We start from the raw sequence: 25839 nt of genomic DNA, 5'->3' as shown, positions 1-25839 counted from the left end.
CCTTGGCCGCACAATAGATGCGATGCCGGAATACGAATTTGTCGACGTGTACGTGCCGCGTGGCGTCTCCCGCAAGGAGGCGACGCGGCTTCTGACCGACCATGCCGAGTACGGACACTGGGAGTTGGACCGCCTGAGCCTGCACCGGGACGGCAGTCGCAGAGTGCGGCTGCGCCGGCGCATCATCCGTCAGATCCGCGCCACCTGGTGACATGGGAGAGGGCCCCGCAGAGCGGGGCCCTTCCGGTTTGCGGCGGAGCCTCGGGCTAGGCCGTCTCTTTCGGATCTTGCCGGGCTCGCGGGGTCTGGCCTGATCCGAAGGAAACGGCCTAGGCGCTGCGGCGCGCCCGGCGGTAGATCACGGAGCCGGCGAGCAGCATGCCCGCGCCGACCGGGACGGCCACCCCGAGCGACCCGGCGCCGGTGTGGGCGAGCTCCTCGGTGGGCCGGTTCTGCGTGACCGTGTGCGTACCGGGCGTGTTCGGCCCGCCGGGCTGGTGCCCACCGGAGTCACCGGGGCCACCAGGGGTGCCGGGGTTGCCAGGGGTGCCGGGGGTGCCAGGGGTGCCGGGCGTACCGGGATTGCCAGGCGTACCCGGGTTCCCGGGGTTGCCCGGATTCCCCGGGTTCCCGGGGTTGCCCGGATTCCCCGGGTTCCCGGGGTTACCCGGGTTCCCGGGGTTACCCGGGTTACCCGGGTTCGTCGGCTCGACCCCGTACCCGCAGTCGTTGCCGTACGCGGCGTTCCCCAGGCCGACGGCCGAGACGCTGTTGCCGCAGACGTTGACGGGGGCGTCGATCGGCACCTGGACCTGGTTGCCGGAGGCGACGCCCGGCGAGTTCGAGGCGTGCCCGCCGGCGGAGGAGCCGGGGGCGTGCTCGTCGCCGTAGCCGCCGCCGGGACGGCTCTTGTTGGCGCAGGAGTTCCCGTACGCCGGGTTCATGAGGCCGATGCCGTTGACGGTGTTGCCGCAGATGTTGACCGGGGCGTGGACCGGGACCTGGACGTTGTTGCCGGAGGCGACGCCCGGCGAGTGGGACGCCGCACCGGCGGCTCCCGCGTCGGCGTGGGCGTAGCCGCCGCCGAGGGCGATCACGCCGCCCGCCGCGGCGACGGTGAAGATGCTCTTACGGGTGATGCGTGTGACCTGTCGCATTGCTGATGACCTGCTTCCGTGCCTGCGCGGCTCGCGAGAAATGACCACCGGCCCCGGAGTGCATGGCACGCACTCCGGGGCCGGCCTTGGCTCAGACCCTCAGGGGTCGAGGCTCAACGTCAGGCGTTGACGCAGGTGTTGCCGAAGGCGGGGTTCAGCAGCCCGATCACGGAGACCGTGTTGCCGCACACGTTCACGGGGATGTGAACCGGCACCTGGACGACGTTGCCCGAGAGCACGCCGGGGGAACCGATGGCGGCACCCTGGGCACCCGCGTCGGCAACGGCCATGCCCGCACCCGCGAGAACGAGACCGCCGGTGGCAGCCGCAGCAGCGACGACCTTCTTGATCATTATTCCTCCTTGTTGGCAATGCGGTCCCAGCCGCGGACCGCACCACCTGTAACGAGGGGGGACCAAGGGGGCTACGAGCCCCCTCGGGCATTCACTCTTTCCGGTGGTGCACGCACGCGCGGTCGATTTCCGCCCGCCCCAGGGAGGTCAGGAGGCGCCGACGGGCGTCAGGACGCGTCGATGAAGCGGTCGAGGACCCGGACGCCGAACTTCAGGCCGTCCACCGGGACCCGCTCGTCCACGCCGTGGAACATGCCGGCGAAGTCGAGCTCGGGCGGCAGCTGGAGCGGCGCGAAGCCGAAGCAGCGGATGCCGAGGTCGTCGAAGGACTTGGCGTCCGTGCCACCGGAGAGCATGTACGGCACCGCCCGGGCGATCGGGTCCTCGGCGCGCAGGGCGAGCTGCATCGCGTCGACCAGGCTGCCGTCGAAGCTCGTCTCCAGGGCCTTGTCGCCGTGCACGTCCTCGCGCTTCACGCGGGGGCCGAGGATGCGGTCGAGGTCGGCGAGGAACTCCTCCTCGTATCCGGGCAGGAAGCGCCCGTCGACGTGCGCGGTGGCCTGGCCGGGAATGACGTTCACCTTGTAGCCGGCACCGAGCATGGTGGGGGCGGCGGAGTTGCGCAGGGTGGCGCCGACCATCTTGGCGATGCCGCCGAGCTTGGCGAGGGTGGCGTCCATGTCCTCGGGGTCGAGGGGGGTGCCGAGCGCGTCCGAGAGCTCGTCCAGGAAGCTGCGCACGGTCTTGGTGACCCTGACCGGCCACTGGTGGCGGCCGAGGCGGCCCACGGCCTCGCAGAGCTCCGTGATCGCGTTGTCGTTGTTGGTCATGGAGCCGTGGCCGGCCGTGCCCTCGACGGTCAGCCGCATCCAGTGCATGCCCTTCTGCGCCGTCTCGACGAGGTAGAGCCGCAGGTTCTCGTTGACGGTGAAGGAGAAGCCGCCGACCTCGCCGATCGCCTCGGTCACGCCGTCGAAGAGGTCGCGGTGCTTGTCGACCAGGTGGCGGGCGCCGTAGGTGCCGCCGGCCTCCTCGTCGGCGAGGAAGGCGAGGACGATGTCGCGCGGCGGCTTGCGGCCGCTGCGCAGCCGGTCGCGGACGACCGCGAGGGTCATCGCGTCCATGTCCTTCATGTCGACCGCACCCCGGCCCCAGACGCAGCCGTCGGCGACCTCGCCCGAGAAGGGGTGGTGGGTCCAGTCCTCGGCGTTGGCCGGAACGACGTCGGTGTGCCCGTGGATGAGCAGGGCCGGCCGCGACGGGTCCTCGCCCTCGATCCGGGCGACGGTGGAGGCCCGCCCCTTGTGCGACTCGATGATCTTCGGCTCGAGACCGACCTCCGCGAGCTTCTCCGCGACGTACTCGGCCGCCGCCCGCTCGCCCGGGCCCGAGTGGTCGCCGTAGTTGCTGGTGTCGATGCGGATGAGGTCACGACAGAGGTCGACGACCTCGTCCTCGCCCGTGACGCCCCGGCCGGTGTTCGACTCGCTCACGCTGCTTCCTCCCACTACGTGCCCCACGTGGACTGCTGCTGATCTCCCCCATCCTCCCGCGCGCCCCGCTCGACGCCCAAGGGCGTCCGCCGACCGACATGCGTCCGTCACATGCCGAGACCGGGACGGGGGTGGTGATCGGCCACCTCGAATGTTTGCTATGGTTTTCCTCGTCGGAAGGGCCGAACGGCCCAAGAAGACGCACACACCTGGTCCGGGTGGCGGAATGGCAGACGCGCTAGCTTGAGGTGCTAGTGCCCTTTATCGGGCGTGGGGGTTCAAGTCCCCCCTCGGACACCAGCTGAGAAGGCCCCACGTCATGTGGGGCCTTTTCGCATGTCGGGGGACGTTTAGGGTGGTCCGGTGAGACGCAGATCCAAGGCCCCCTCCTCCCCCCTCCCCCAGCGGCACGGCATCGACGCGGTGCGGGTGCGGCTGCCCGAGGATCCCGGGGGGCTCTGGGGGACCGTGCTCGAGCATCTCGTGGCGCGGTACGGCGGGGCCGTCGGGGCGGCGCGGGTCGCGGAGATGGCGCGGGAGGGACGGTTCGTCGGGGCTGACGGGCGGGCCGTGGCCGGGGACGAGCCGTACGTCGCCGGGCGATGCCTCTGGTTCCACCGGGACTTTCCGGTGGAGGAGCGGGTGCCGTTCGAGGTCGGTGTGGTGCACCGGGACGAGCGGATCGTCGTGGTGGACAAGCCGCACTTCCTGGCGACGATGCCGCGGGGACGGCATGTGACGGAGACGGCGGTCGCACGCCTGCGGCGGGAGCTGGGGCTGCCCGCGTTGCAGCCGGCACACCGGCTGGACCGGCTGACGGCGGGCCTCGTGCTCTTCGTCGTACGGCCGGAGGACCGGGGGGCGTATCAGACGCTGTTCCGGGACCGCGCGGTACGCAAGGAGTACGAGGCCGTGGCCGCGTACGACCCCGGGGTCGGGCTCCCCGTGACGCGGCGCAGCCGGATCGAGAAGGAGCGCGGCACCCTGGCCGCGCGGGAGGTGCCCGGCGAGCCGAACAGCGAGAGCCGGATCGAGCTGTCCGCCCGGCTGGAGGGCGGGCTCGCCCGGTACCGGCTGGTGCCGGCGACCGGGCGGACCCATCAGCTGCGGGTGCACATGGACGCGCTCGGGCTGCCGATCCTGCACGATCCGCTGTTCCCGGTCGTGCGGGAGGAAGGGGCCGAGGACTTCGGACGGCCGCTGCAACTGCTCGCGCGGCGCCTGGAGTTCGCCGATCCCTTCGGCGGGGAGCTCCGGCGGTTCGAGAGCCGGCTGCGGCTCAGTGGCCGCGCTTGATCCATTCCTCCAGGTGCGGGGCCTCCGCGCCGATCGTGGTGGTCGCGCCGTGGCCGGTGCGGACCGTCGTCTCGGGCGGCAGGACGAGCAGTTTCTCGCGGATCGACCCGATGATCGTCGGGAAGTCCGAGAAGGACCGGCCGGTCGCGCCCGGGCCGCCCTGGAAGAGGGTGTCACCGGTGAGGACGGTGCCCAGGTCGGGGGCGTACAGGCAGACCGCGCCGGGGGCGTGGCCGGGCGTGTGCAGGACGTGGAGGTCGGTCCCGGCGATCGTGAGGACCTGACCGTCCGCGAGGTCCCCGTCCGGGCTGTGGTCGGGGTGGGTCAGCTTCCACAGCGGCTGGTCGGCCGGGTGGAGCAGGATCCGGGCGCCGGTGGCGGCGGCCAGGGCCGGGGCGGCGTCGATGTGGTCGTCGTGCGCGTGGGTGCAGACGATGGCGCGCAGGGTGCGCCCGTCGAGGGCGGCGAGGATCGCCTCGGCGTCGTGGGCGGCGTCGACGACGATCGCCTCGGTGTCGTCGCCGACGATCCAGACGTTGTTGTCGACGTCCCAGGTGCCGCCGTCGAGGCTGAAGGTGCCGGAGGTGACCAGGTGGTCGATGCGGGCCGCCATCAGAGGACCACCACCGAGCGCAGGACGTCGCCCTCGTGCATGCGCGCGAAGGCCTTCTCGACGTCGCCGAGCCCGATGGTCTCGGTGACGAAGGCGCCGAGGTCGATCCGGCCCTGCTGGTGCAGGTCGATGAGCATCGGGAAGTCGCGGGACGGCAGGCAGTCGCCGTACCAGGAGGACTTGAGCGCGCCGCCGCGGCCGAAGACGTCGAGGAGCGGGAGTTCGAGTTTCATCTCGGGGGTCGGCACGCCGACCAGGACGACGGTGCCGGCCAGGTCGCGGGCGTAGAAGGCCTGCTGGTAGGTCTCGGGGCGGCCGACGGCCTCGATGACGACGTCGGCGCCGAAGCCGCCGGTGAGCTCGCGGATCGCCTCGACGGGGTCGGTGGTGCGGGAGTTGACCGTGTGGGTGGCGCCCATCTCGGTGGCCTTGGCCAGCTTGCGGTCGTCGATGTCGACGGCGATGATCTTCGCGGCTCCGGCGAGGCGGGAGCCCACCACGGCCGCGTCGCCGACGCCGCCGCAGCCGATGACGGCGACGGAGTCGCCTCGGCCGACGTTGCCGGTGTTGATCGCGGCGCCGATGCCGGCCATCACGCCGCAGCCGAGGAGGCCCGCCACCTCGGGGGCGACGGCCGGGTCGACCTTGGTGCACTGGCCGGCGGCGACGAGGGTCTTCTCGGCGAAGGCGCCGATGCCGAGCGCCGGGGAGAGCTCGGTGCCGTCGAGCAGCGTCATCTTCTGCTCGGCGTTGTGGGTGGCGAAGCAGTACCAGGGGCGCCCGCGCAGACAGGCCCGGCACTGGCCGCAGACGGCACGCCAGTTGAGGATCACGAAGTCGCCCGGGGCGACGTCGGTCACGCCCGTGCCGACGGACTCGACGACTCCGGCGGCCTCGTGGCCCAGGAGGAACGGGAACTCGTCGTTGATCCCGCCCTGCTTGTAGTGGAGGTCGGTGTGGCAGACGCCGCACGCCTGGATCTTCACGACGGCCTCGCCGGGGCCGGGGTCGGGAACGACGATCGTCTCGACCCGGACCGGCTCGTTCCTGCCGGGGGCGATGACCCCCTGGACCTGCTGCGCCATCGTGACTTCCTTCCTCCGAAACGGTGATCCGTGTTACGGATGTGACGATATCGGCCAGGCTACGCGCAGCCCGTGACCTTCGCCCGATCATGCGGGGTCTTCGCCCGTACCGGCATGACACGGCATCAGGGGACCGGAGGAGCGATGAACTCGAGTCGTCGGTGGTCACGTTGACCGTCCCGATGGCGATCGGGCCGGAGCCCGGGGGGCGGCAGGAGATCGGGCGCGGCCGCTGATGCGCGTGACCCCCGCGAGGCGGGGAGGGCCGCTCGCGGGGGTCACGCTCTTCCCGTGGGGGGAAGCGGGGGCCTTCCCGTTGGGGCGGGAAGGGGAGGTCAGCCCTCCTTGTGGTCGCCGGCGGTCGCGCGGACCCGGCCGCGGACCAGGAACCAGCCGCCGACCAGCGCCGCGGCGACCAGCGGCAGGCAGTTGACGGTGGTGCGGCCGACGCCGCCGTCCATCCACATGAGGACCAGGACGGCGGCGAGGAAGCCGAGCGTCACGATCTGGGTGTACGGGGCCCAGGGCAGCTGGTAGGAGGGGCGGACGAGCTTGCCCTCCTTGGCGCGGCGGACGAAGAGGAGCGAGCAGACCATGATCATCGCCCAGGTGCCGATGATGCCGATGGAGGCGAAGTTCAGCACCAGCTCGAAGGCGTCCTCGGGCATCTTGGCGTTGAGGACGACGCCGGCGACGCCGAAGCCCGCGGTGAGGAGGATGCCGCCGTAGGGAACGCCGCCCCTGTTCATGACGCCCGTGAACTTCGGCGCGGAGCCGGACAGCGACATCGAGCGCAGGATGCGGCCGGTGGAGTAGAGCCCGGAGTTCAGGCTGGACAGCGCGGCGGTGAGGACGACGAGGTTCATCACACCGGCGGCGCCGGGGATTCCGAGCTTGTCGAAGACGGTGACGAACGGGCTCTGGTCGCCGGAGTACGCGGTGTACGGAAGGATCAGCGCGAGCAGGACGACCGAGCCGACGTAGAACAGGCCCACGCGCCACATGATCGAGTTGATCGCCTTCGGCATGATCTTCTCGGGGCTCTCGGTCTCGCCGGCGGCGACGCCGCACAGTTCGACGGAGGCGTAGGCGAAGACGACGCCCTGGATCAGCAGCAGCATCGGCATGACGCCGTTCGGGAAGATGCCGCCGTTCTCGGTGATGTTGGAGAGGCCCGGGGTGTGGCCGCCGACGTCGTGGGAGGTGGCCACGAGGAAGATGCCGACGAGCATGAAGACCACCAGGGCGGCCACCTTGACGATGGCGAACCAGAACTCCATCTCACCGAAGTACTTCACGGAGATGAGGTTGGCGGCGAGGACGATCGCGAGGGCGATCAGCGCCAGCACCCACTGCGGGATGTCGCTGAACATCGACCAGAAGTGCGCGTAGGTGGCCGCGGCGGTGATGTCGGCGACGGCGGTGGTCGACCAGTTGAGGAAGTACAGCCAGCCGGCCGTGTAGGCGCCCTTCTCGCCCATGAACTCACGGGCGTAGGACACGAAGGCGCCGGAGGAGGGGCGGTAGAGCACGAGCTCGCCGAGGGCCCGGACCACGAAGAAGGCGAAGAGGCCGCACACCGCGTACGCGATGAAGAGCGAGGGGCCGGCGTTGGACATGCGCCCGCCGGCGCCGAGGAAGAGGCCCGTTCCGATGGCGCCGCCGATGGCGATCATGTTGATGTGCCGGGACTTGAGGTCCTTGCGGTATCCGGCGTCACCGGCGTCCACGTGGGAGGGCGTCGGGGAGGCTGCCGGGGCTGCCGGGTCGGCGGACAGCGGGTCGGCCGCAGTGATGCGGTCACTCATGGAGTTGTTCGCCTTCGTGAGGGGGAAGGGTCTGTGCGGTACCCGGCCGTGCCCTTGTGGGGTTTCCGGCACGGCCAGCGCACATCCTCACGGCAAAAGCGGCCGACTGACTGTGGCGGATGTCACTGAAAGCCCTTATTTGAGCTAGTTCAGAGGTTACGGGCGGGTAAACGAAACGCCGAGGTGTGGTGACCGGCAGTGGTCACGAGAGGATCGGCGAGCGGCAGCCGTCACGGGCGACGCGGCGACCGGCAGCCGTCACGGGAGGATCGGCGACCGGCAGCCGTCACGAGCCGCGCGGCGACCGGCAGCCGTCACGGAGCGAGGACGTCGAGTTCCTTGAGGGCGCCGACGGCGATCTGCCGGGTCAGCTCCTCGGCGCGGACCGCGTTCCTCTCCCTTACGGCTTCGGCGACCTGGACGTGGAGGGTGACGGCGGCCGGGTCGGGGTCCTCGAACATCACCTGGTGGTGGGTGCGGCCGGTGAGCACCTCGGCGACGACGTCGCCAAGCCGCGCGAACATCTCGTTGCCGGAGGCGTTGAGGACCACCCGGTGGAAGGCGATGTCATGCACCAGGTAGGCCTCCAGCCGGCGGCCGCGCGAGGTGGCGACCATGCCGAGGGCCTGCTCGGTGAGCTCGCGGCACTGCTCGGGGGTGGCGTTCAGTGCGGCGAGCCCGGCGGCGACGGGCTCGATCGCGGAGCGCAGCACGGTGAGCGAACGGAGCTGGCGGGGTCGGTCGGTGCCGGCCAGGCGCCAGCGGATGACCTGCGGGTCGTAGACGTTCCAGCGCTCGGTCGCCAGCACGATGACGCCGACCCGGCGCCGGGACTCGACGAGGTGCATGGACTCGAGGACACGGACGACCTCGCGCACCACGGTCCGGGAGACGTCGAAGCGCTCGGCGAGTTCGTCGGTGCGCAGCACACTGCCGGGCGGGTACTCCCCCGCGGTGATCGCGAGACCCAGGGTGCTCAGGACGTGCGGGTGGAGCCCCTGGGCCGGTGTCGTCATGTGGTCAGCCTATGCGCGATCAATGACGGGACCACAGCCGGGAACAAAAAGTACGACGTTTATGTCACAGACTCTTGAATACGTCGTACCCAATGGGTTTCATGAGCGCGACGGATCGATGTCGAAGAAGACAGCGAGGCACCACCCATGAGCACCACCCCCCAGTCCGGCACGGCGGACCGCCCCCAGGTCGTCGTCGTGATGGGCGTCGCCGGGACCGGCAAGACCACCATCGGCCCGATGGTGGCCCGGGCGCTCGACCTCCCGTACGCGGAGGGCGACGACTTCCACCCGGCGGCCAACGTCGCCAAGATGTCCGCCGGCGTCCCGCTCGACGACTCGGACCGCGAGCCGTGGCTCGACGCCATCGGGGCGTGGGCGCATGACCGGGCCGGGCTCGGCGGCGTGGTGAGCAGCTCGGCGCTGAAGCGGAGTTACCGGGACCGGCTGCGGGCGGCCGCTCCGGGCGTGGTCTTCCTCCATCTGACCGGCGACCGGGAGCTCATCGAGGGGCGCATGGCCGCGCGCAAGGGCCACTTCATGCCGACCGCGCTCCTCGACTCGCAGTTCGCCACGCTCCAGCCCCTGGAGGAGGACGAGGCCGGCGTCGCCGTCGACGTCTCGGGCACCCCCGAGGACATCACCGCCCGGGCCGTCACCGCGCTGCGCCGTCTCGCCGGCTAGCGCCGCTCCCCGCGCGTACGTCTCCCCGCACCACCACAGTCACCGCAGCTACCGCACTCACTGCAGTCACCGCAGTCACCGCGGCAAACGTCGTCACCGCAGACCCCGCAGCACCGCAGGCCCCACCCCCCGCACCCCCGTCCCATCCCTCTGACCCAAAAGGGACCACCGTGACCAGTCTCAGTGTCGAGATCCTGGCAGCGGACGCCGCCGAACCGATCACCTCGGCGGGCAACGCCCAGCTCGGCATCGCCGTCCTCGCCGGCATCGCCGTCATCGTCCTGCTCATCACCAAGTTCAAGCTGCACGCGTTCCTCGCCCTGACCATCGGGTCGCTGGCGCTCGGCGCGTTCGCGGGTGCCCCGCTCGCGGACACCATCAAGTCCTTCACCACCGGACTCGGCACCACCGTGGCCGGCGTGGGCGTCCTCATCGCGCTCGGCGCGATCCTCGGCAAGCTGCTCGCCGACTCCGGAGGCGCCGACCAGATCGTCGACACGATCCTCGCCAAGGCCGGCGGGCGGTCCATGCCGTGGGCGATGGTCCTCATCGCCTCCGTGATCGGTCTGCCGCTGTTCTTCGAGGTCGGCATCGTGCTGCTGATCCCCGTGGTGCTGCTCGTCGCCAAGCGCGGCAACTACTCCCTGATGCGGATCGGCATCCCCGCCCTCGCCGGTCTGTCCGTCATGCACGGGCTCATCCCGCCGCACCCGGGCCCGCTCGTCGCGATCGACGCGGTCGGCGCCAACCTGGGCATCACCCTCGCCCTCGGCCTGCTCGTCGCGATCCCGACCGTGATCATCGCCGGCCCGGTCTTCTCCCGGTTCGCCGCCCGGTGGGTGGACATCCCGGCCCCGGAGAAGATGATCCCGACGCGTCCGTCGGAGGAGCTGGAGAGGCGCCCCGGCTTCGGCGTCACCGTGGCGACCGTGCTGCTGCCCGTGGTCCTGATGCTCGTGAAGGCGCTCGTCGACATCGTCGTCGACGACCCGGAGAACGGCGTGCAGAAGGTCACCGACGTCATCGGCTCGCCGCTGATCGCCCTGCTCACGGCCGTCATAGTCGCGATGTTCACGCTGGGCCGCGCGGCCGGCTTCACCAAGGAGCGCCTGTCCTCCACCGCCGAGAAGTCGCTCGCCCCGATCGCGGGCGTGCTGCTGATCGTCGGCGCGGGCGGCGGCTTCAAGCAGACCCTGATCGACATCGGCGTCGGCCAGATGATCCTCGACTTCTCGAAGAACTGGTCGATCCCGGCCCTGCTGCTCGCCTGGCTGATCGCGGTCGCGATCCGGCTCGCGACCGGCTCGGCCACGGTGGCCACCATCTCGGCGGCCGGCCTGGTGGCCCCCCTCGCGGAGGGCATGTCGACGACCGAGGTCTCGCTGCTGGTCCTCGCGATCGGCGCCGGTTCACTCTTCTTCAGCCACGTCAACGACGCCGGATTCTGGCTGGTGAAGGAGTACTTCGGGATGAGCGTCGGCCAGACGGTCAAGACCTGGTCGGTGATGGAGACGATCATCTCGGTGTTCGGCATCGTCTTCGTGCTGCTGCTGTCCCTGGTGTTGTAGCGGCGACGACAACCTCTGGGGCCCGGAGGGCCGGCGGGACCGACGTCAGGTCGGGTCCGGCCGGCCCTCCGGCGCGAGGTGGCCGAGAAGCCGGACCGCGCGCGTGGCGATCCTGCCGGTATCGCGCGCGGCCGCGTGCCGGAGCACGGGAAGGAGTTCCGGGTCGTCCCGCCGGATGTCGGCCATCAGCCCGAAGGCGGCGGAACGGAGATCCTCGTCGGTGTCGTGGGCATAGCGGTCCTCGGCGAGGGCGAGCAACGCGGGCACGTCGTCGTGGCACTCGGCGAGACGGTCGAAAGCCGCCGCGCGCACCTGGGCGCTCGGGTCGTTCCGGACGAGGTCGAGAGCGATCCGGGCCTCCTCGGCACGATCGGGGTTCCGGACGTCGCTCCAGGCGAGCAGCGCGTGGGCGAGGCCGGTGCGAACGGACTCGTCGGCCTCGGCGCGCAGTCGCTCGCCCACCAGCTCGAGGCCGATCCCGCTGCCCGACATGGCGAGTTCGTTGATGGCGTCCAGGCGTGCCTCGGGCTGCGGCGCCGAACGGCTCCGCTCGGCGAGGAACTCCCGTGCCGCATCACCCTTGAGCGCCGCGATCGTGGACAAGGCGGCCCGTCGCACACCCCTGTCCGGATCGTGGTCCAGAAGGTGGGCGCTCCGGGCGACCATGTCCTCGTCCGGCGAGGTGGTCCGGGTGAGGCATCTCAGCGCCGTCCGCCTGACCTCGGCGTCGGCGTGCCCGCAGCACGACAGCACCAGCTCGCGCAGCCGGGGGACGTCAAGCGCTCGCGCCCCGAAGGTGTCGAGCGCGGCGGCGACGACTCGCGCGTGCGCCTCGTCGCGCACGGTGTCCTCGGCGAGCGTCCGGAGCCCGTGATCGTCGTCACCGCCGCCCTCCCGCACCCCGCGGAACGCCCGCACACGGAGCTCGGCGTCCTCCTGCGCCAGGGCGGAGCGGCGCAGGGCCATGCTGCGCTCGCGGTCCGGATCCCTGGCCAAGCGGTCGAAGGCGAGCCTGCCCACCCCGGGAGACGGGTCGTCCAGCGCCTGCTCGAGGACGGCGCGCAGCTCGGGAACGCGGGTCACGGCAGTCGGCAGCCGCCGCATGCTGTCCCCCCTGACCCACGCGTCGGCCTCGCGCGTCAGGCACTCCACCGCGAGCCGGATCGCCCAGTCCTCTTCGGCGCGTGGTCCGCGCACCAGCGACGGAATGAGTGCCGCCCGGACGGCCGGGCTCGGTTCCGCCCGCAGGCGGCGCTCGAAGACCCCCAGCAGTTCGGGCCGCTCGCCCAGCACGCTGAGGATCCGCACCAGCATCCGGTAGCGCACCTCCCGGTGGGGACTGCGCAGCACGGTCTCCGCGGTCTCCGCACGGAGCCGGTGTCCCTCCCCCTCTGAGCGGGAGACCAGGATGTCCGCGGCCAGCTGCCCGATCCGGTTGACGGACAGGGTCCGGTCCGCTTCCCGCTGCTCGTCATGGACGGGTCGCCGGTCATACCAGGTCGCGTACTCGTCCCAGCCGCTCCAGTTCCCGCCGAGCGCCGCCAGGGACGAGCTCAGCGTGCCCGCCTTGTCGTACGGGTAGAGGAAGCCTTGCCCCAACAGTTCCGCCTGCTCGAACAGCGAGGTGATCCTCCGCACCAGCGCCGCGCTCTGCGGTGCGAGTACGCCCAGGCGGCGCACCTCCGCGAGGGCCCGGGCGACGAAGGCGACTTCCGTGAAGGCCCGGTCGCCCTGGGCCGTGAGGGGGACGGCGACCCGGCGCGGTGCCAGCAGCCGGTCGATCACCCCGGCCACGAAGCGTTCGTCCAGCATCCCGACGAGCAGCAGGAGGATCTCCTGCCACGCCGGATCGGCGACCTTGGCCTCGAACAGGTCCTGGAGGTCCTGCTCCGTCAGCTCGCGGGTGTGGTGGAAGCGGTGGGCGAGGTCCGTCGCCGTGAGGTACTCGAGGAAGGCGCGGTGGACGAAGCCGTAGATCTCTCCGCCGTAACGGCTGAGGACGAAGTTCCGGTGACGGAACTGGTCGAGCATGATCCGGGCCGCGGTGGCCGCGCGGTCCGGAGGCAGGGCGTAGCGGTCCTTCAGGTAGTCCTCGAAGTGCTGGACGAGGTCGGGGCCGGCGATGTGGTTGCCCGCGACCCCGCCGTGGCCCTCCTGCATCCGGCGGGCGATCAGGCGCAGGAGTTCGCGCTTGTCCTCGGCGGCCAGGTACGGCAGGTGTTCCTCGACCCGGCGGTCCTTGAGGTACTTGCTGGGGTCCCAGTGTTCCACCAGGACGTCGACGGCGTGCTCGTACACCGTCCTGCGGTCGCGCGGAAGTTCGCGGCGGCGGCCGATGATGGCGAGGATGGTGAGGATGAGGGGGTTTCCGGCGAGTTCCCGAACGGACGGCGAACCGTCGACAGCCGAGGAGACCCGTGCGACCATCCTGCGGCCTCCCTCGGGGTCCTCGGGACAGGCGACGGCGAACCACTGCTCGGTGAAGGCGCCGATCTGGGCGCGGTCGAGGGCCTGGAGCATGAAGTTGGCGAACCCGGCACCGTCGAGAACCGCGCGCCGGTAGCCGTAGCCGCGGGAGGTGACGAGGATGCGGGCCCGGGGGTGGCGGGCGGCGAAACCGGCGATGCGCCGGGTGACGGCGTCTCTGATGTCCTTCTCGAAGAGTTCGTCGAGACCGTCGAAGATCACAAGTGCGGTACGAGGCCCCTGGCCCGCGAGGAGGTCGGCCAGGAGCCCGGGCGGCAGGCCGAGGCCCTCCGTCGCGTGCTGGTGGCCGAGGAAGTTCTCGAAGCTCTGCTCGCGCCAGGCGGCCTGCGCGTAGCTGCGCAGTTCCACGATCAGGGGCACTCGGTCCCGCAAGGGCTCCAGGCCGGGCGGCGGCTCGGGGGCGGTGAGCGCGAGGGCCAGGTAGCGGGCGAGGGTGGACTTTCCCGCGCCCGGGTCGCCCAGCAGGACGAGGTGTCCGTGCCCGGCCGCGGTCAGGACGTCCAGGACCGGTTGCGGCGGGCGCTCCTGATAGGCGCGACGGACCCGTTCCACGGTCTCGCGGTCGACACCGGGCGGCAGTTCGTGCAGCTCGGCTTCGGCTGGGTCCATCAGGCGGCGCAGGAGTTCCGGCGGCAGCTCGACGGGAGGCGGGTCGGCCCGTACGGATTGGGGGACGAAGACCTCGCGCAGCGGGACGACGGGATGCTCGCCCTGCTCCCGGAGCGGGGTGAGCACCTCCAGGTCGAGACGGCCGTAGCGCTGGCGCACGCACCTCGCGTAGGCGGCGTAGGCCGACTCCGTGTCCGGGGTGCCCGCCTGAGGGGGCACGGCGGCGGAGACGACCGTGACGTTGCCCTGGACGTGGCTGATGAGCGTGATGTCCCCGTCGGCGGTGGCGCCCGCCGCGTTCTGCCCGCGCCTCAGCCAGCGGCTCCACCGAGCGTTCACGGAGTGGACTCCGGGTCGATCCGCACCGAGCCGCCCACGCCGTCGACCTGCGGGAGATCTCCTCCCGTCCGCACGCCCCGAGCCGACTGAGCGGCCTGGCCCGGCTGAGGGCTGGTGCCGGTGCCTGCTGGTGAGGGCGCCGGCGTCGGGGAGCGACGCCCGATCACGACGTCGCCCGCCACTCCCCGGATCTGGTGCACCGACCCCTGAGCCGTGGCGTCGTCCGCCGACTGGGCCGGCCGGCCCGACAGCAGCCCGGCCACGGTCAGCAGAAAGCCCGCGACGGTGAAGAAGAGGCTGAGCACACTGCTCCACTTGTCGGCGTCGTCGAGCCCCTGCAGCACGAGGAAGGCCGCGAGGCCGCCCAGGGCGACGACAGCACCGACCGAAATGAGGATCGCTCGACGTGTCACACCGTCATCCTGCCGCCTCGGCGGCCTTGTTGGCAGCCGATCAGCCCACCGCCTCCGCCGCCGCGCGCCCCGCCGCGCGTCCCGAGAAGAGGCAGCCGCCGAGGAAGGTGCCTTCGAGGGAGCGGTAGCCGTGGACGCCGCCGCCCCCGAAACCGGCCGCCTCGCCCGCCGCGTAGACGCCGGGGAGCGGTTCGCCCGAGGCGGTGAGGACGCGCGAGGAGAGGTCGGTCTGGAGGCCGCCGAGGGACTTGCGGGTGAGGATGTTGAGGCGTACGGCGATCAGCGGGCCGGCCTTGGGGTCGAGGATGCGGTGCGGGGCGGCCGTACGGATCAGCTTGTCGCCCAGGTAGCGGCGGGCCCCGCGGATCGCCGTGACCTGGAGGTCCTTGGTGAAGGGGTTGGCGATCTCGCGGTCGCGGGCGATGATCTCGCGGCGCAGCGCGGCCTCGTCGATCAGGTCCTCGCCCGTGACGCGGTTCATCCCGCGCACGAGGGCGGCGAGGTCGCGCTCGACGACGAAGTCGGCGCCCTTGTCCATGAAGGCCTTCACCGGGCCGGGGACGTCGGCGCGGGCGCGCCCGAGGACGTCGCGGACGGACTTGCCGGTGAGATCGGGGTTCTGCTCGGAGCCGGAGAGGGCGAACTCCTTGCCGATGATCTTCTGGTCGAGCACGAACCAGGTGTGGTCGTACCCGGTCCGCATGATGTGTTCGAGCGTGCCGAGGGTGTCGAAGCCGGGGAACAGCGGCACCGGCAGCCGTCTGCCGGTCGCGTCGAGCCAGAGGGAGGACGGGCCGGGCAGGATGCGGATGCCGTGGCGGGCCCAGATCGGGTTCCAGTTCTCGATGCCCTCGGTGTAGTGCCACATGCGGTCGCGGTTGACGTGGTGGGCGCCGGCGTCCTCGGCGATGCCGAGCATCAGGCCGTCGACGTGGGCGGGGACGCCGGAGAGCAGCCGGGCGGGCGGGGTGCCCAGCCGCTCGGGCCACTGCTTGCGGACGAGGTCGTGATTGCCGCCGATGCCGCCGGAGGTGACGATCACCGCCTGGGCGCGGTAGGAGAACTCGCCGACGCTCTCGCGGCTGCTGGCGGTGCCGCGCGGGGCGGCCGAGGGAGCCAGCACCTCGCCGGTGACGGTGTCGACGGCGCCGGCCGTGCGGCCGAGTCCGGTGACCCGGTGGCGGAAGCGGAAGCGGACCAGTCCGCGGGCGACGCCCTCGCGCACGCGGCGCTCGAAGGGGGCGACGAGGCCGGGTCCGGTGCCCCAGGTGATGTGGAAGCGGGGCACGGAGTTGCCGTGGCCGTTGGCGTCGTAACCGCCGCGCTCGGCCCAGCCGACGACGGGGAAGAAGCGCACCCCGAGCCCGTGCAGCCAGGACCGCTTCTCGCCGGCCGCGAAGTCGACGTACGCCTCGGCCCACTTGCGCGGCCAGGCGTCCTCGGGCCGGTCGAACCCCGCGGTGCCGAGCCAGTCCTGGAGGGCCAGGGCGTGGCTGTCGCGGACGCGCATCCGGCGCTGCTCGGGCGAGTCGACGAGGAAGAGGCCGCCGAAGGACCAGTGCGCCTGGCCGCCGATGGACTGCTCGGGTTCCTGGTCGACCAGGATCACCGAGCGGCCGGCGTCGACCAGCTCGGCGGTGGCGGCGAGGCCGGCGAGGCCGGCCCCGATGACGATGACGTCGGCGTCGTACGACTCATGGGATGACATGGACCGCATCTTGGATACACGGATGTATCCAGTCAACGGTCCGGCCGCCTTCCGGGCCCTCCCGTTTTCTAATGTCGGGCATTAATATGGTGGGCATGGCAAGGACGTCAGGGCCCGAGACCCGGGAGAAACTCATCCGCGCGGCCGAGGAGGTCTTCGCGGCGAAGGGCGTCGACGGGGCCCAGCTGCGGGACGTCGTGAGCCTCGCCGGACAGAGCAATCCCTCTGCCGTGCAGTACCACTTCGGCTCGCGTGCCGGACTGCTCGACGCCGTCATGGCGGGACGGCAACAGCGCACCGAGCAGGTACTCGCCCCGCTCCTCGACGCCGCCGGCGACGACACCCACGACCTCGTCGCCGCGCTCGTCACGGCCGAGGCCACGGAGCTGCGCACCGACCGGGGCCGGCGCTGTCTGCGGATCTCCGCACAGCTCAGCCACGAGAGCGGGATCCGCACCCGCACCCCGCACCCCACGCTCGCCGGCACCTGCTACTGGCGCCTCATCGGGCGGCTGGAGGCCTGCCTCGCCGCGAACGGGCTGCCCGGGCCGCTGCGCCTGGAGCGTCTCGACCTGGCGCTGACCGTCGTGGGCGCGGCGATGGCGGACCGGGCCCGGCAGTACCTCGACGCCGCCGAGCCGCTGACAGGGGAGTCCCTCTTCCTCGCCGACCTCGTCGAGACCACCACCGCACTCCTCCGGGCCGCACAGCCCCGGAGCGTCTGACACCGAGACGATCCCGAAGGGACCCCCATGAACGACCTCACCGGAAAGACCGTGCTCATCACCGGCGGCGCCCGCGGCCTGGGCGCCGAGGCGGCGCGCCGGGTCGTGGCCGCCGGCGCGAACGTCGTGATCACCGACGTTCTCGACGAGGACGGCAAGGCGACCGCGGCCGAGCTCGGCGAGCGGGCCCGCTTCCTCCACCACGACGTGACCTCCGAGGAGGAGTGGGCGGCGGCCGTCGCCCACGCGGTCGCGGAGTTCGGCGGGCTGCACGGTCTGGTGAACAACGCCGGCATATCGACCGGCGCCTTCCTGGAGACCGAGTCCGTGGAGCACTTCCGCAAGGTGCTCGACATCAACCTGACCGGTGTCTTCATCGGCATGAAGGCCGCCATCCCGGCCATGAAGGAGGCCGGCGGCGGCTCGATCGTGAACATCTCCTCCGCCGCGGGCCTCATGGGTCTGGCCCTGACCGCCGGATACGGCGCCTCCAAGTGGGGCGTACGCGGCCTGACGAAGATCGGCGCCGTGGAGCTCGGCACGGCGCGGATCCGGGTCAACTCGGTCCACCCGGGCATGACCTACACCCCGATGACGGCCTCCGTCGGCATCGAGCGGGGCGAGGGCAAGTACCCGAACACCCCGATGGGCCGGGTCGGCGAGGCGGACGAGATCGCGGGGGCGGTCGTCTTCCTGCTCTCGGACGCCGCCTCGTACGTGACGGGCGCCGAGCTGGCGGTCGACGGCGGCTGGACCACCGGCCCGACGGTCAAGTACGTCATGGGCCAGTGACGGCGGGCACGACCGCCCCGACGCCGGTGACGGCCGGGCTTTCGGTGCGGCCCATGTCGGCGGCTTCGGTGACGGCCCACGTCTGCGACGGCCGGCCTTCGGCGACCGCCCGACGTCGGTGACGGCCGGCCTCCGGTGACGGCCCGACGTCGGCGACGGGCGGCCTCCGGTGATTTCATGGGCGCATGAGCGCCTCTGACGAAGTACTCGACGTCGTCGACGAGCACGACCGGGTCGTGGGCCGGGCCCCGCGCGGAGAGGTGTACGCGCGGGGCCTGATCCATCGCTGCACCTTCATCCAGGTGCGGGACGGCGAGGGCCGGGTCTTCGTGCACCGCCGCACCCCGACGAAGCTGGTCTACCCCTCCCTCTACGACATGTTCGTCGGCGGGGTCGTCGGCGCCGGCGAGTCCTACGACGCCGCCGCGCTGCGCGAGGCCGAGGAGGAGCTGGGGGTGTCGGGGCTGCCCCGGCCCGTACCGCTCTTCCGTTTCCTCTACGACTCCGGGGGCGTCGCCGGCAAGTGGTGGTCCGCGGTGTACGAGGTGCGCTGCGAACTGCCCGTGCGGCCGCAGGTCGAGGAGGTGGCCTGGCACGCCTTCCTGCCGGAGGAGGAGCTGACGGCCCGGCTGGCCGAGTGGGAGTGGGTGCCGGACGGCCGCGCCGCGTACGAGCGGCTGCTCGCGCACCGGGGCCGTTAGGGTGCGTGCGTGAGCGACTTCGTACAGAGCCTGCGGCTGTGGCTGGCGCCGCAGCGCCTCCGGGAGGAGGGTGAGACCCCGGACTACCGCTTCTCGCTGGCCAACGAGCGGACCTTCCTCGCCTGGATCCGGACCGCGCTCGCTCTGATCGGCGGCGGTTTCGCCGTGGACCAGTTCCTTCCGGACCTGCGCTGGGGCGTCCGGGTCGGGCTGGCGCTCACCCTGATCGCGGCCGGGGTGCTGTGCGCGCTGCGTGCCGTGAACCACTGGGTGCGCTGCGAGCGGGCCATGCGGCGCGGGGAGGACCTGCCCGTGTCGCGCTTCCCGACCGTGCTGAGCCTGGCGGTCGCGGTGGTCGCTCTGGCTATGGTGGTGGTCGTGGTCTTCGGCTGGGCCGGGCGATGAGTCCGTCGGCGGGCGCGCGGGACCCGGGCCTGCAGCCCGAGCGGACCAGGCTCGCGTGGCGCCGTACGACGCTGTCGTGCACCGTGGCCGCGGTGCTCGCGGGAAAGCAGGCGATCCACGACGGGGTGACGGCCACCGCGCTGGTCGCCGCCTGTCTCTCGGCCCTGGTGTGGATCGGCTTCCTGGCCGTCGCGCACCGCAGGATCCTGGCCCTCGAATCGCCCCGGCCGGGCCCGCTGTCGAACCGGGCCGCGCTGCTGGCGACCTTGTGCACGGTGGCGTTCGCCGGGTTCGCGGTCGCCGTGGTGATCTGAACGAGCCGAGGACACCCGGCACGGGCCGGCGACGGGTCGGGCGGGAAGGAGTCCGGGCGGACCCCGGCGCGGTCGGGTCGCGGCACGCTCCGGAGACGGCAGGTCGTGGACGGGCCGCGACACCACCGGTACGAAACCTGCCGGAACGGGCATTCCGGTCTAGCCTGAGGGCGTCACACCACCCCTCGCAGAGGCGGAGCCATGACCGCTGTCCACCACGAGCACGCCACCCACGCGCACACCCACGGCCCGACGTGCGGGCACACCGCCGTCAGCCACGAGGACCACGTCGACTACGCCCACGACGGGCACCTGCACCGCGAGCACGCCGGGCACTGGGACGAGTGCGAGGCGACCTCGCACGTCGCGCACACCCACCCCGACCACGCCCACGGGCCGGACTGCGGACACCCCGCGGTCGCGCACGGCGACCACGTGGACTACGTGCACGACGGACACCGGCACGCGGAGCACGGCGACCACTGGGACGACCACTGACCCCGGTCCCGTCCCCCGCCCGCCCCGGCTTCCCCCGGACCTGGAACGACTGGCACTCTTCCCCTGTCCAGTCGGGCTCTCATCCGGGGGATTCCCTTTGCCTGCCACCGATCCTTACGTGGTCGCGCTCGCGCCGAACGTCCACGCCTTCGTCCAGCCGGACGGCGGCTGGTGCCTGAACAACGCCGGCTTCGTCGGCGACGCCGGCGAGACGCTGCTCGTCGACACCGCCGCCACCGAACGGCGGGCCCTGCTGCTGCGTGACGCCGTCCGCGACGCGGGTCTCGCCGCGCCCCGCACGATCGTCTCCACGCACCACCACGGCGACCACACCTACGGCAACGGGGTGTTCCTGCCCGAGGCGCGGATCGTCGGGCACGAGAACTGCCGCGCCGAACAGCTCGCCGCCGGGCACCAGCTGCATCTGCTGTGGCCGCAGACCGACTTCGGACGGGTCGATATCCTGCCGCCCCAACTCACCTACCAGGACCGTCTGACGCTGTACGTGGGCGAGATCGAGGTGCGGGTGATCCACCCGGGTCCGGCGCACACCACCGGTGATTCCGTCGTCCATCTCCCCGAGCAGGGTGTGGTGTTCACCGGAGACCTGGTCTTCCACGGCGGCACGCCGTTCCTGCCGATGGGCTCGCTGGCCGGTTCGCTGCGCGCGCTCGACCTGCTGCGCTCGCTCGACGCGCCGACCGTGGTACCGGGCCACGGCCGGGTCACCGACCCCTCCGCGTACGACACGACCGAGCGCTATCTGCGCTGGGTGCTGGAGCTGGCGGCCGAGGGCCACGCGAAGGGCGCGACGCCGCTGGAGACGGCGCGCACCGCCGATCTCGGCGAGTTCGCCGCCTGGCAGGAGAGCGAGCGTCTGGTCGCCAACCTGCACCGCGCGTACGCGGAGCTGGACGGCCTGCCGGAGGGGCATCCGCTGGACCCGGCGGCCGTGTTCGGGGACATGGCGGCGATGAACGGGGGCGTGCCGGTGGCCTGCCACGCGTAGCGCTCGCGCGGTGGCGGGGCGACGCGGTGTGACGGGGCGGCGGACTACCAGCGGGTGGGCCGCCATTCCGGGGCCGCCGCGCGCATCGCCGCCGCGTCGTCGCGGTCGCGCAGAGTGCCGTCATCGTCCAGCCAGCGGCGGTGCAGGTCCGCGAGCCGGTCGTGGTCGAGCACGACGCCGAGGCCAGGCGCGTCGGAGACGGCGAGGCGGCCGGCCCGGAAGTGCGGGCGGGTGGTGACGACGTCCTCGGTGAGCCACGGGTAGTGGGTGTCGCAGGCGTGGTCGAGGCGGGGCAGGGTGGCGGCGACCTGGGTCATGGCGGCGAGGCTGATACCCAGGTGCGTGTTGGAGTGCATGGACAGCCCGACGCCGTACGTGCGGCAGAGCGCGGCGAGTTCGCGGGTGCGGTGCAGCCCGCCCCAGTAGTGGTGGTCGCAGAGCACGATCCGTACGGCCCCGCGCGCGAAGGCCTCCGGGACCTCCTCGAACGTCGTGACGCACATGTTGGTGGCCAGCGGCACGTCCGTACGGGCGGCCGTCTCGGCCATCGCGGCCGTGCCGGTCACCGGGTCCTCCAGGTATTCGAGCACGTCGCCGAGCTCGCGGGCGACCGCGAGGGCGGTCTCGACGGACCAGGCGCCGTTGGGGTCGAGGCGCAGCGGGCGGCCGGGGAACTCCCTGGCGAGGGCGCGGATCGCGGCGGTCTCCTGCTCGGGCGCGAAGACCCCGCCCTTGAGCTTGAAGGAGGGGAAGCCGTAGGCCCGGTCGAAGCGGCGGGCCTGCTCGACGACGCCGGCCGGATCGAGCGCCTCGCCCCATGCGTCGGGGACGCCGCCGGGGTGGGCGGCCCACTTGTAGAAGAGGTAGGCGCTGTACTCGACCTCGGCGCGCACCCTGCCGCCGAGCAGGGCGTGCACGGGCAGGCCGAGGGTCTTGCCGAGGGCGTCCAGGCAGGCGGTTTCGACGGCGGAGACGACGGAGAGCCGCAGCTTGTCGGCCGTCCGGACGCCGCGCAGGCCCCCGGCGTCGACGCGCCCGTCCACGTGCCCAGGCCCCGCCGGGGCACGGACCTCGGCGGCCAGCGCGAACAGGCTGTTCACATCCGTGACCGACCGTCCGGGCATGGCCTCGGCCAGCGGACGGGCCAGGTCCAGGTAGGGCGTGTCGCCGTAGGTCTCACCGAGGCCGGTGACCCCACCTGCGGTGATCACCTCCACGACGAGGCGGGGGGTGAAGGGCTGATGGACACCCTGGGTGTTGAGGAGGGGCGGGTCGGTGACGAGAACGGGGGTCAGCCGGACATGGTCGATGCACAGCGCTGAATCCATATGTGAACCCTATTCAGGGCACAGGATGGGGCACCAGAGGCGCGCATCAGGTTTCCCCGGCTGCGGAGGGGTGCGGAGAGGGCGGGTCCGGAGGGGGTGACCGCGGCGCGGGTCCGCTCCGAGACCGCGCGGCACCGCCGCGGGGTCCGGCACGGTGCCGCACACCGCCGCCCGGCTTCCCAGCGGCACCTCTGGACGACATACCGACTGGTCGGTCATGATGAGCACGACGCCGACCCCGGAGGTACGCCCGCATGAGTTCGCCCTCGCAGCCCGCTTCCCCGCCGCCCGGTCTGGACCTCGACCGGCTGCGCGGTCACCTGGACAGGGAGCGCCCCGGCCTGGTCACCGGCCCGCTGGAGGCCCGGCTGATCGAAGGCGGCCGCTCGAACCTCACGTACGCCGTGACCGACGGCACCGGCCGGTGGGTCGTCCGCCGCCCGCCGCTCGGGCACGTCCTCGCCACCGCCCACGACATGAAGCGCGAGCACCGGGTGATCAGCGCCCTGCACGCCACCCCCGTGCCCGTGCCCGGGGTGGTCACGCTGTGCGAGGACGAGTCGGTGCTCGGAGCGCCGTTCTACGTCATGGAGTTCGTCGAGGGCACCCCGTACCGCTCCGCCGCCGAGCTCGCACCGCTCGGCCCCGAGCGGACCCGCGCGGCCGTCCTCGGACTCGTCGACACCCTCGTCGACCTGCACTCCGTGGACCCGGCCGCCGCCGGACTCGACGACTTCGGACGGCCCGAGGGCTTCCTCGACCGGCAGCTGCGCCGATGGGGCAAGCAGCTCGCCGCCTCCCGGGGCCGCGACCTTCCCGGCATCGACGAACTCCACGCCGCCCTCGGCCGCAGCCTGCCGGTCTCCCCCGCGGCCACCGTCGTGCACGGCGACTACCGCCTCGACAACGTCCTCATCGGCACGGACGACCGCATCAGGGCCGTCCTCGACTGGGAGATGTCGACCCTCGGCGACCCGCTCACCGACCTCGGCCTGCTCGTCATGTACAGCACGCCGCTCGACCTGCCGAACTCCCCCATCTCCACCACCGCCACGGCCGCCGGACACCCGAGCAGCGCGGAGCTGATCGAGCGCTACGCCGCCCGCTCCGGCCGCGACACCGGCGCCCTCGCCTGGTACACGGCCTTCGCCTGGTTCAAGCTCGCCGTGATCCTCGAGGGCATCCACTACCGCTACACCCTCGGCCAGACGGTCGGCGCCGGCTTCGACCGGATCGGCGAACTCGTCCCGGTGTTCATCGACCACGGCCTCACCACCCTCCAGGAAGGCTGATCCGCCATGCACTTCGCGTACGACGCCCGCACCGAGGAACTCCGGGCGAGGCTCCTCGCCTTCATGGACGAGCACGTGTACCCGGCCGAGGCCGTCGCCGAGGAGCAGCGGGCCGGGCTCGCCTCCCCGTGGGACACCCCGCCGGTGGTCGAGGAGCTGAAGGCCGAGGCCCGCCGCCAGGGCCTGTGGAACCTCTTCCTGCCGGACGAGGAGTACGGCGCCGGGCTCACCAACCTCCAGTACGCGCCGCTCGCCGAGATCACCGGCCGCAGCCCGCACCTCGCACCCACCGCCCTCAACTGCGCGGCTCCCGACACCGGGAACATGGAGGTGCTCGCCCAGTTCGGCGACGAGACGCAGAAGAAGCAGTGGCTGGAGCCGCTGCTCGCGGGCGAGATCCGCTCCGCCTTCGCCATGACCGAGCCCGAGGTCGCCTCGTCCGACGCCACGAACATCGAGACCCGGATCCGGCGGGACGGCGACTCGTACGTCATCGACGGCCGCAAGTGGTACATCTCGGGGGCGATGAACCCCGAATGCAAGGTCTTCATCGTCATGGGCAAGACCGACCCCGACGGCACCGACCCGCGCCGCCAGCAGTCGATGATCCTGGTCCCCCGCGACACCCCCGGTGTCGAGGTGCGGCGCGCGATGCAGGTGTACGGCTACGAGGACCACTCCCACGGCGGCCACGCCGAGGTGGTCTTCGACGGGGTCCGGGTCCCGGCCGGCCATCTGATCGGCGAGGAGGGCGGCGGCTTCGCCATCGCCCAGGCCCGCCTCGGTCCGGGCCGCATCCACCACTGCATGCGCCTGATCGGCATGGCCGAGCGGGCCCTGGAGCTGATGTGCAGGCGCGCGGTGTCCCGTACCGCCTTCGGCAAGGCCCTCGCCCAGCAGGGTGTCGTCCAGAACTGGGTCGCGGACGCCCGGGTGACGATCGAACAGCTGCGGCTGCTCGTCCTGAAGACGGCCTGGCTGATGGACACCGTCGGCAACCGGGGCGCCCATACCGAGATCCAGGCGATCAAGATCGCCACTCCGCGCGCGGTCGTCGACATCATCGACAAGGCCGTCCAGGTGCACGGCGCGGGCGGCGTCTCGCAGGACTTCCCGCTCGCCGAACTGTGGGCCGCGGCCCGCACGCTGAAGCTGGCGGACGGCCCGGACGAGGTGCACCAGCGGTCGCTGGCCCGACGGGAGTTCAAGAAGTACCTGTAGGCGCGCAGGCCCGGTCGGGGAGCCGGCCCCGCGGCTCCTCGGCGGTGGGGTCCTCGATCCGCTCGTCGATCCGCTCGTCGATCCGCTCGTCGGCGGTAGCCGAGTCCGCCGAAGAGGCCGACGGCGGCGCGTGACTCCTCGGGCACGGGGGCCGGTTCGGCGGCGTGGTCGTACGCGTCCCCGCCGACCGCCCCGAGCCCGGGCCCGCGGTCCGGCTCGCGCCGAGCCGCCCGCCTCCCCCGTCGTGCCCGGGGGTTTCCCGCCACGAGGCGGTTACACCGCTGGGGCCGGGCGGATCACGGGCGTTCCGGCCGCCGCGGCCGCGCGGGTCACGGGCGCAGGGCGCGCAGCAGCAGGTCGGCCAGGTGGTCGGCGACCTGCTGGGGGGTCAGCGGGCCGTCGGGGCGGTACCAGGTGGACAGGTGGTGGACCGAGCCGAAGTGGTAGTCGACGACGAGGTCGGCGGGGGTCGCGGTGGAGAAGACCCCCGCCTGCTGCCCTTCCTCGATCAGCGCCCGGAAGCGCTCGTGGTAGCGCCGCCGCTCGACCCGTACCTGCTTGTTCTTCTCCGGGCTGAGGTGGTGCATCGAGCGGAAGAAGATCGACGCGTCGTCGAGGTTCTCGATGGTGGTGACGACCACGTCGGCGGCGGCGCCCCGGAGCCGCTCCTGGATCGGCGCGCCGGAGTCCGCGAAGGCGTCCAGCCGTTCCTGCTGGAGCCGCAGCACCCGGGCGTAGACCTCCTGGAGCAGGTCCTCCTTGGAGCCGAAGTAGTGATAGAGCGCACCCTTGGTGACGCCCGCCGCCTCGACGATCTCCTGGACGGAGGTCCGGTCGTAGCCCTGCTCCGCGAAGAGCCGGGTGGCGGCGGCGAGGAGTCTCTGGGGGACGGGGGCGCCGTTCCCGTCGGTCGTCCTGGCCATGC

25 protein-coding genes and 1 tRNA gene are annotated in these 25839 nt (G+C 72.0%); 14 read left to right on the top strand and 12 right to left on the bottom strand.

What is annotated here, in order from left to right:
• Nucleotides 1-22 precede the first annotated feature (22 nt).
• The gene (locus tag ACIRQF_RS26900) at nucleotides 23-211 is read left to right on the top strand and encodes a DUF5703 family protein (RefSeq protein ID WP_125749393.1); all 189 of its coding nucleotides are present in this window, start codon (nucleotides 23-25) and stop codon (nucleotides 209-211) included.
• Nucleotides 212-329: 118 nt separating this feature from the next.
• Here the strand turns inward: ACIRQF_RS26900 and ACIRQF_RS26895 are convergent, their stop codons facing one another.
• From ACIRQF_RS26895 to ACIRQF_RS26885, 3 genes are all read right to left on the bottom strand, one after another.
• On the bottom strand, nucleotides 330-1157 hold the full coding sequence (locus ACIRQF_RS26895; protein WP_404095702.1) for a chaplin: 828 nt from the start codon (nucleotides 1155-1157) through the stop codon (nucleotides 330-332).
• 119 nt (nucleotides 1158-1276) lie between these two features.
• Entirely contained in the window at nucleotides 1277-1510 is a 234-nt protein-coding gene (gene chpH / locus ACIRQF_RS26890) for a chaplin ChpH (protein WP_123450641.1), read from the bottom strand.
• Between the two features lie 167 nt (nucleotides 1511-1677).
• Nucleotides 1678-3003 (bottom strand): M20/M25/M40 family metallo-hydrolase, encoded by a 1326-nt coding sequence (locus tag ACIRQF_RS26885; protein WP_376637209.1) that lies wholly within the window; start codon nucleotides 3001-3003, stop codon nucleotides 1678-1680.
• A 212-nt stretch (nucleotides 3004-3215) separates the two neighbouring features.
• On the opposite strand from ACIRQF_RS26885, the gene ACIRQF_RS26880 reads away from it, so the two are divergent.
• Together ACIRQF_RS26880 and ACIRQF_RS26875 are read left to right on the top strand one after the other, a co-directional pair.
• A tRNA-Leu gene (locus ACIRQF_RS26880) sits at nucleotides 3216-3303 on the top strand.
• A 63-nt stretch (nucleotides 3304-3366) separates the two neighbouring features.
• Nucleotides 3367-4299 carry a pseudouridine synthase gene (locus ACIRQF_RS26875; protein ID WP_382487969.1) on the top strand — a complete coding sequence of 311 codons (933 nt, stop codon included), beginning with the start codon at nucleotides 3367-3369 and terminating at the stop codon, nucleotides 4297-4299.
• Here ACIRQF_RS26875 and ACIRQF_RS26870 read toward each other — a convergent pair.
• From ACIRQF_RS26870 to ACIRQF_RS26855, 4 genes are all read right to left on the bottom strand, one after another.
• Complete coding sequence (locus ACIRQF_RS26870; protein WP_403528894.1) at nucleotides 4283-4912, bottom strand: MBL fold metallo-hydrolase; 630 nt, start codon at nucleotides 4910-4912, stop codon at nucleotides 4283-4285. The genes ACIRQF_RS26875 and ACIRQF_RS26870 overlap by 17 nt on opposite strands.
• A complete protein-coding gene (locus ACIRQF_RS26865; RefSeq protein WP_376637206.1) occupies nucleotides 4912-5997 on the bottom strand; it encodes an S-(hydroxymethyl)mycothiol dehydrogenase in 1086 nt (361 codons plus the stop codon). The genes ACIRQF_RS26870 and ACIRQF_RS26865 overlap by 1 nt, the downstream gene beginning before the upstream one ends.
• A gap of 335 nt (nucleotides 5998-6332) precedes the next feature.
• Nucleotides 6333-7805, bottom strand: a complete 1473-nt coding sequence (locus ACIRQF_RS26860; protein ID WP_389756371.1) for an amino acid permease — start codon at nucleotides 7803-7805, stop codon at nucleotides 6333-6335.
• Between the two features lie 314 nt (nucleotides 7806-8119).
• Nucleotides 8120-8821 (bottom strand): FadR/GntR family transcriptional regulator, encoded by a 702-nt coding sequence (locus ACIRQF_RS26855; protein WP_376637204.1) that lies wholly within the window; start codon nucleotides 8819-8821, stop codon nucleotides 8120-8122.
• A gap of 147 nt (nucleotides 8822-8968) precedes the next feature.
• Between ACIRQF_RS26855 and ACIRQF_RS26850 the strand changes: the two genes are divergently transcribed.
• Together ACIRQF_RS26850 and ACIRQF_RS26845 are read left to right on the top strand one after the other, a co-directional pair.
• Entirely contained in the window at nucleotides 8969-9505 is a 537-nt protein-coding gene (locus tag ACIRQF_RS26850) for a gluconokinase (protein WP_389756368.1), read from the top strand.
• Nucleotides 9506-9675: 170 nt separating this feature from the next.
• The gene (locus tag ACIRQF_RS26845) at nucleotides 9676-11073 is read left to right on the top strand and encodes a gluconate:H+ symporter (RefSeq protein WP_404095697.1); all 1398 of its coding nucleotides are present in this window, start codon (nucleotides 9676-9678) and stop codon (nucleotides 11071-11073) included.
• A gap of 45 nt (nucleotides 11074-11118) precedes the next feature.
• Here ACIRQF_RS26845 and ACIRQF_RS26840 read toward each other — a convergent pair whose 3' ends face one another.
• From ACIRQF_RS26840 to ACIRQF_RS26830, 3 genes are read right to left on the bottom strand one after another with little or no spacing between them, the layout of a single operon-like run.
• A complete protein-coding gene (locus ACIRQF_RS26840) occupies nucleotides 11119-14508 on the bottom strand; it encodes an NACHT domain-containing protein (RefSeq protein ID WP_404095695.1) in 3390 nt (1129 codons plus the stop codon).
• Nucleotides 14505-14921, bottom strand: a complete 417-nt coding sequence (locus ACIRQF_RS26835) for a hypothetical protein (protein WP_404095692.1) — start codon at nucleotides 14919-14921, stop codon at nucleotides 14505-14507. Before ACIRQF_RS26835 ends, ACIRQF_RS26840 begins: the two co-directional genes overlap by 4 nt.
• A 40-nt stretch (nucleotides 14922-14961) precedes the next feature.
• On the bottom strand, nucleotides 14962-16629 hold the full coding sequence (locus ACIRQF_RS26830) for an FAD-binding dehydrogenase (RefSeq protein ID WP_404095689.1): 1668 nt from the start codon (nucleotides 16627-16629) through the stop codon (nucleotides 14962-14964).
• Between the two features lie 95 nt (nucleotides 16630-16724).
• On the opposite strand from ACIRQF_RS26830, the gene ACIRQF_RS26825 reads away from it, so the two are divergent.
• The 7 genes from ACIRQF_RS26825 (at nucleotide 16725) to ACIRQF_RS26795 (ending at nucleotide 21073) form a co-directional block, all read left to right on the top strand.
• Entirely contained in the window at nucleotides 16725-17354 is a 630-nt protein-coding gene (locus tag ACIRQF_RS26825; protein WP_404095686.1) for a TetR/AcrR family transcriptional regulator, read from the top strand.
• Nucleotides 17355-17381: 27 nt separating this feature from the next.
• Nucleotides 17382-18146, top strand: coding sequence for a glucose 1-dehydrogenase (locus ACIRQF_RS26820; protein ID WP_404095683.1), 765 nt, complete (start codon nucleotides 17382-17384; stop codon nucleotides 18144-18146).
• Nucleotides 18147-18331: 185 nt separating this feature from the next.
• Nucleotides 18332-18847, top strand: coding sequence for an NUDIX hydrolase (locus ACIRQF_RS26815; protein ID WP_382483083.1), 516 nt, complete (start codon nucleotides 18332-18334; stop codon nucleotides 18845-18847).
• A 9-nt stretch (nucleotides 18848-18856) separates the two neighbouring features.
• The gene (locus ACIRQF_RS26810) at nucleotides 18857-19252 is read left to right on the top strand and encodes a YidH family protein (protein ID WP_376637197.1); all 396 of its coding nucleotides are present in this window, start codon (nucleotides 18857-18859) and stop codon (nucleotides 19250-19252) included.
• On the top strand, nucleotides 19249-19566 hold the full coding sequence (locus tag ACIRQF_RS26805) for a DUF202 domain-containing protein (protein ID WP_382483084.1): 318 nt from the start codon (nucleotides 19249-19251) through the stop codon (nucleotides 19564-19566). The genes ACIRQF_RS26810 and ACIRQF_RS26805 overlap by 4 nt, the downstream gene beginning before the upstream one ends.
• A gap of 201 nt (nucleotides 19567-19767) precedes the next feature.
• Nucleotides 19768-20064, top strand: coding sequence for a hypothetical protein (locus ACIRQF_RS26800; RefSeq protein WP_382483086.1), 297 nt, complete (start codon nucleotides 19768-19770; stop codon nucleotides 20062-20064).
• Nucleotides 20065-20161: 97 nt separating this feature from the next.
• Complete coding sequence (locus ACIRQF_RS26795; RefSeq protein WP_404095678.1) at nucleotides 20162-21073, top strand: MBL fold metallo-hydrolase; 912 nt, start codon at nucleotides 20162-20164, stop codon at nucleotides 21071-21073.
• A 44-nt stretch (nucleotides 21074-21117) separates the two neighbouring features.
• Here ACIRQF_RS26795 and ACIRQF_RS26790 read toward each other — a convergent pair whose 3' ends face one another.
• The gene (locus ACIRQF_RS26790) at nucleotides 21118-22401 is read right to left on the bottom strand and encodes an enolase C-terminal domain-like protein (RefSeq protein ID WP_404095675.1); all 1284 of its coding nucleotides are present in this window, start codon (nucleotides 22399-22401) and stop codon (nucleotides 21118-21120) included.
• 254 nt (nucleotides 22402-22655) lie between these two features.
• Between ACIRQF_RS26790 and ACIRQF_RS26785 the strand changes: the two genes are divergently transcribed.
• A complete protein-coding gene (locus ACIRQF_RS26785; protein ID WP_382483091.1) occupies nucleotides 22656-23693 on the top strand; it encodes a phosphotransferase family protein in 1038 nt (345 codons plus the stop codon).
• Between the two features lie 6 nt (nucleotides 23694-23699).
• Nucleotides 23700-24914 (top strand): acyl-CoA dehydrogenase family protein, encoded by a 1215-nt coding sequence (locus ACIRQF_RS26780; RefSeq protein WP_404095672.1) that lies wholly within the window; start codon nucleotides 23700-23702, stop codon nucleotides 24912-24914.
• 329 nt (nucleotides 24915-25243) lie between these two features.
• On the opposite strand, the gene ACIRQF_RS26775 is transcribed toward ACIRQF_RS26780, so the two are convergent.
• Nucleotides 25244-25837 (bottom strand): TetR/AcrR family transcriptional regulator, encoded by a 594-nt coding sequence (locus tag ACIRQF_RS26775; protein ID WP_382483094.1) that lies wholly within the window; start codon nucleotides 25835-25837, stop codon nucleotides 25244-25246.
• Nucleotides 25838-25839 lie beyond the last annotated feature (2 nt).

The organism is Streptomyces sp. NPDC101191 (genome assembly GCF_044767915.1).
In the GTDB taxonomy this organism is placed as follows: domain Bacteria; phylum Actinomycetota; class Actinomycetes; order Streptomycetales; family Streptomycetaceae; genus Streptomyces.
The sequence above is the reverse complement of the archived record's forward strand: the minus strand, read 5'-3'. Positions and strand labels throughout refer to the sequence as shown.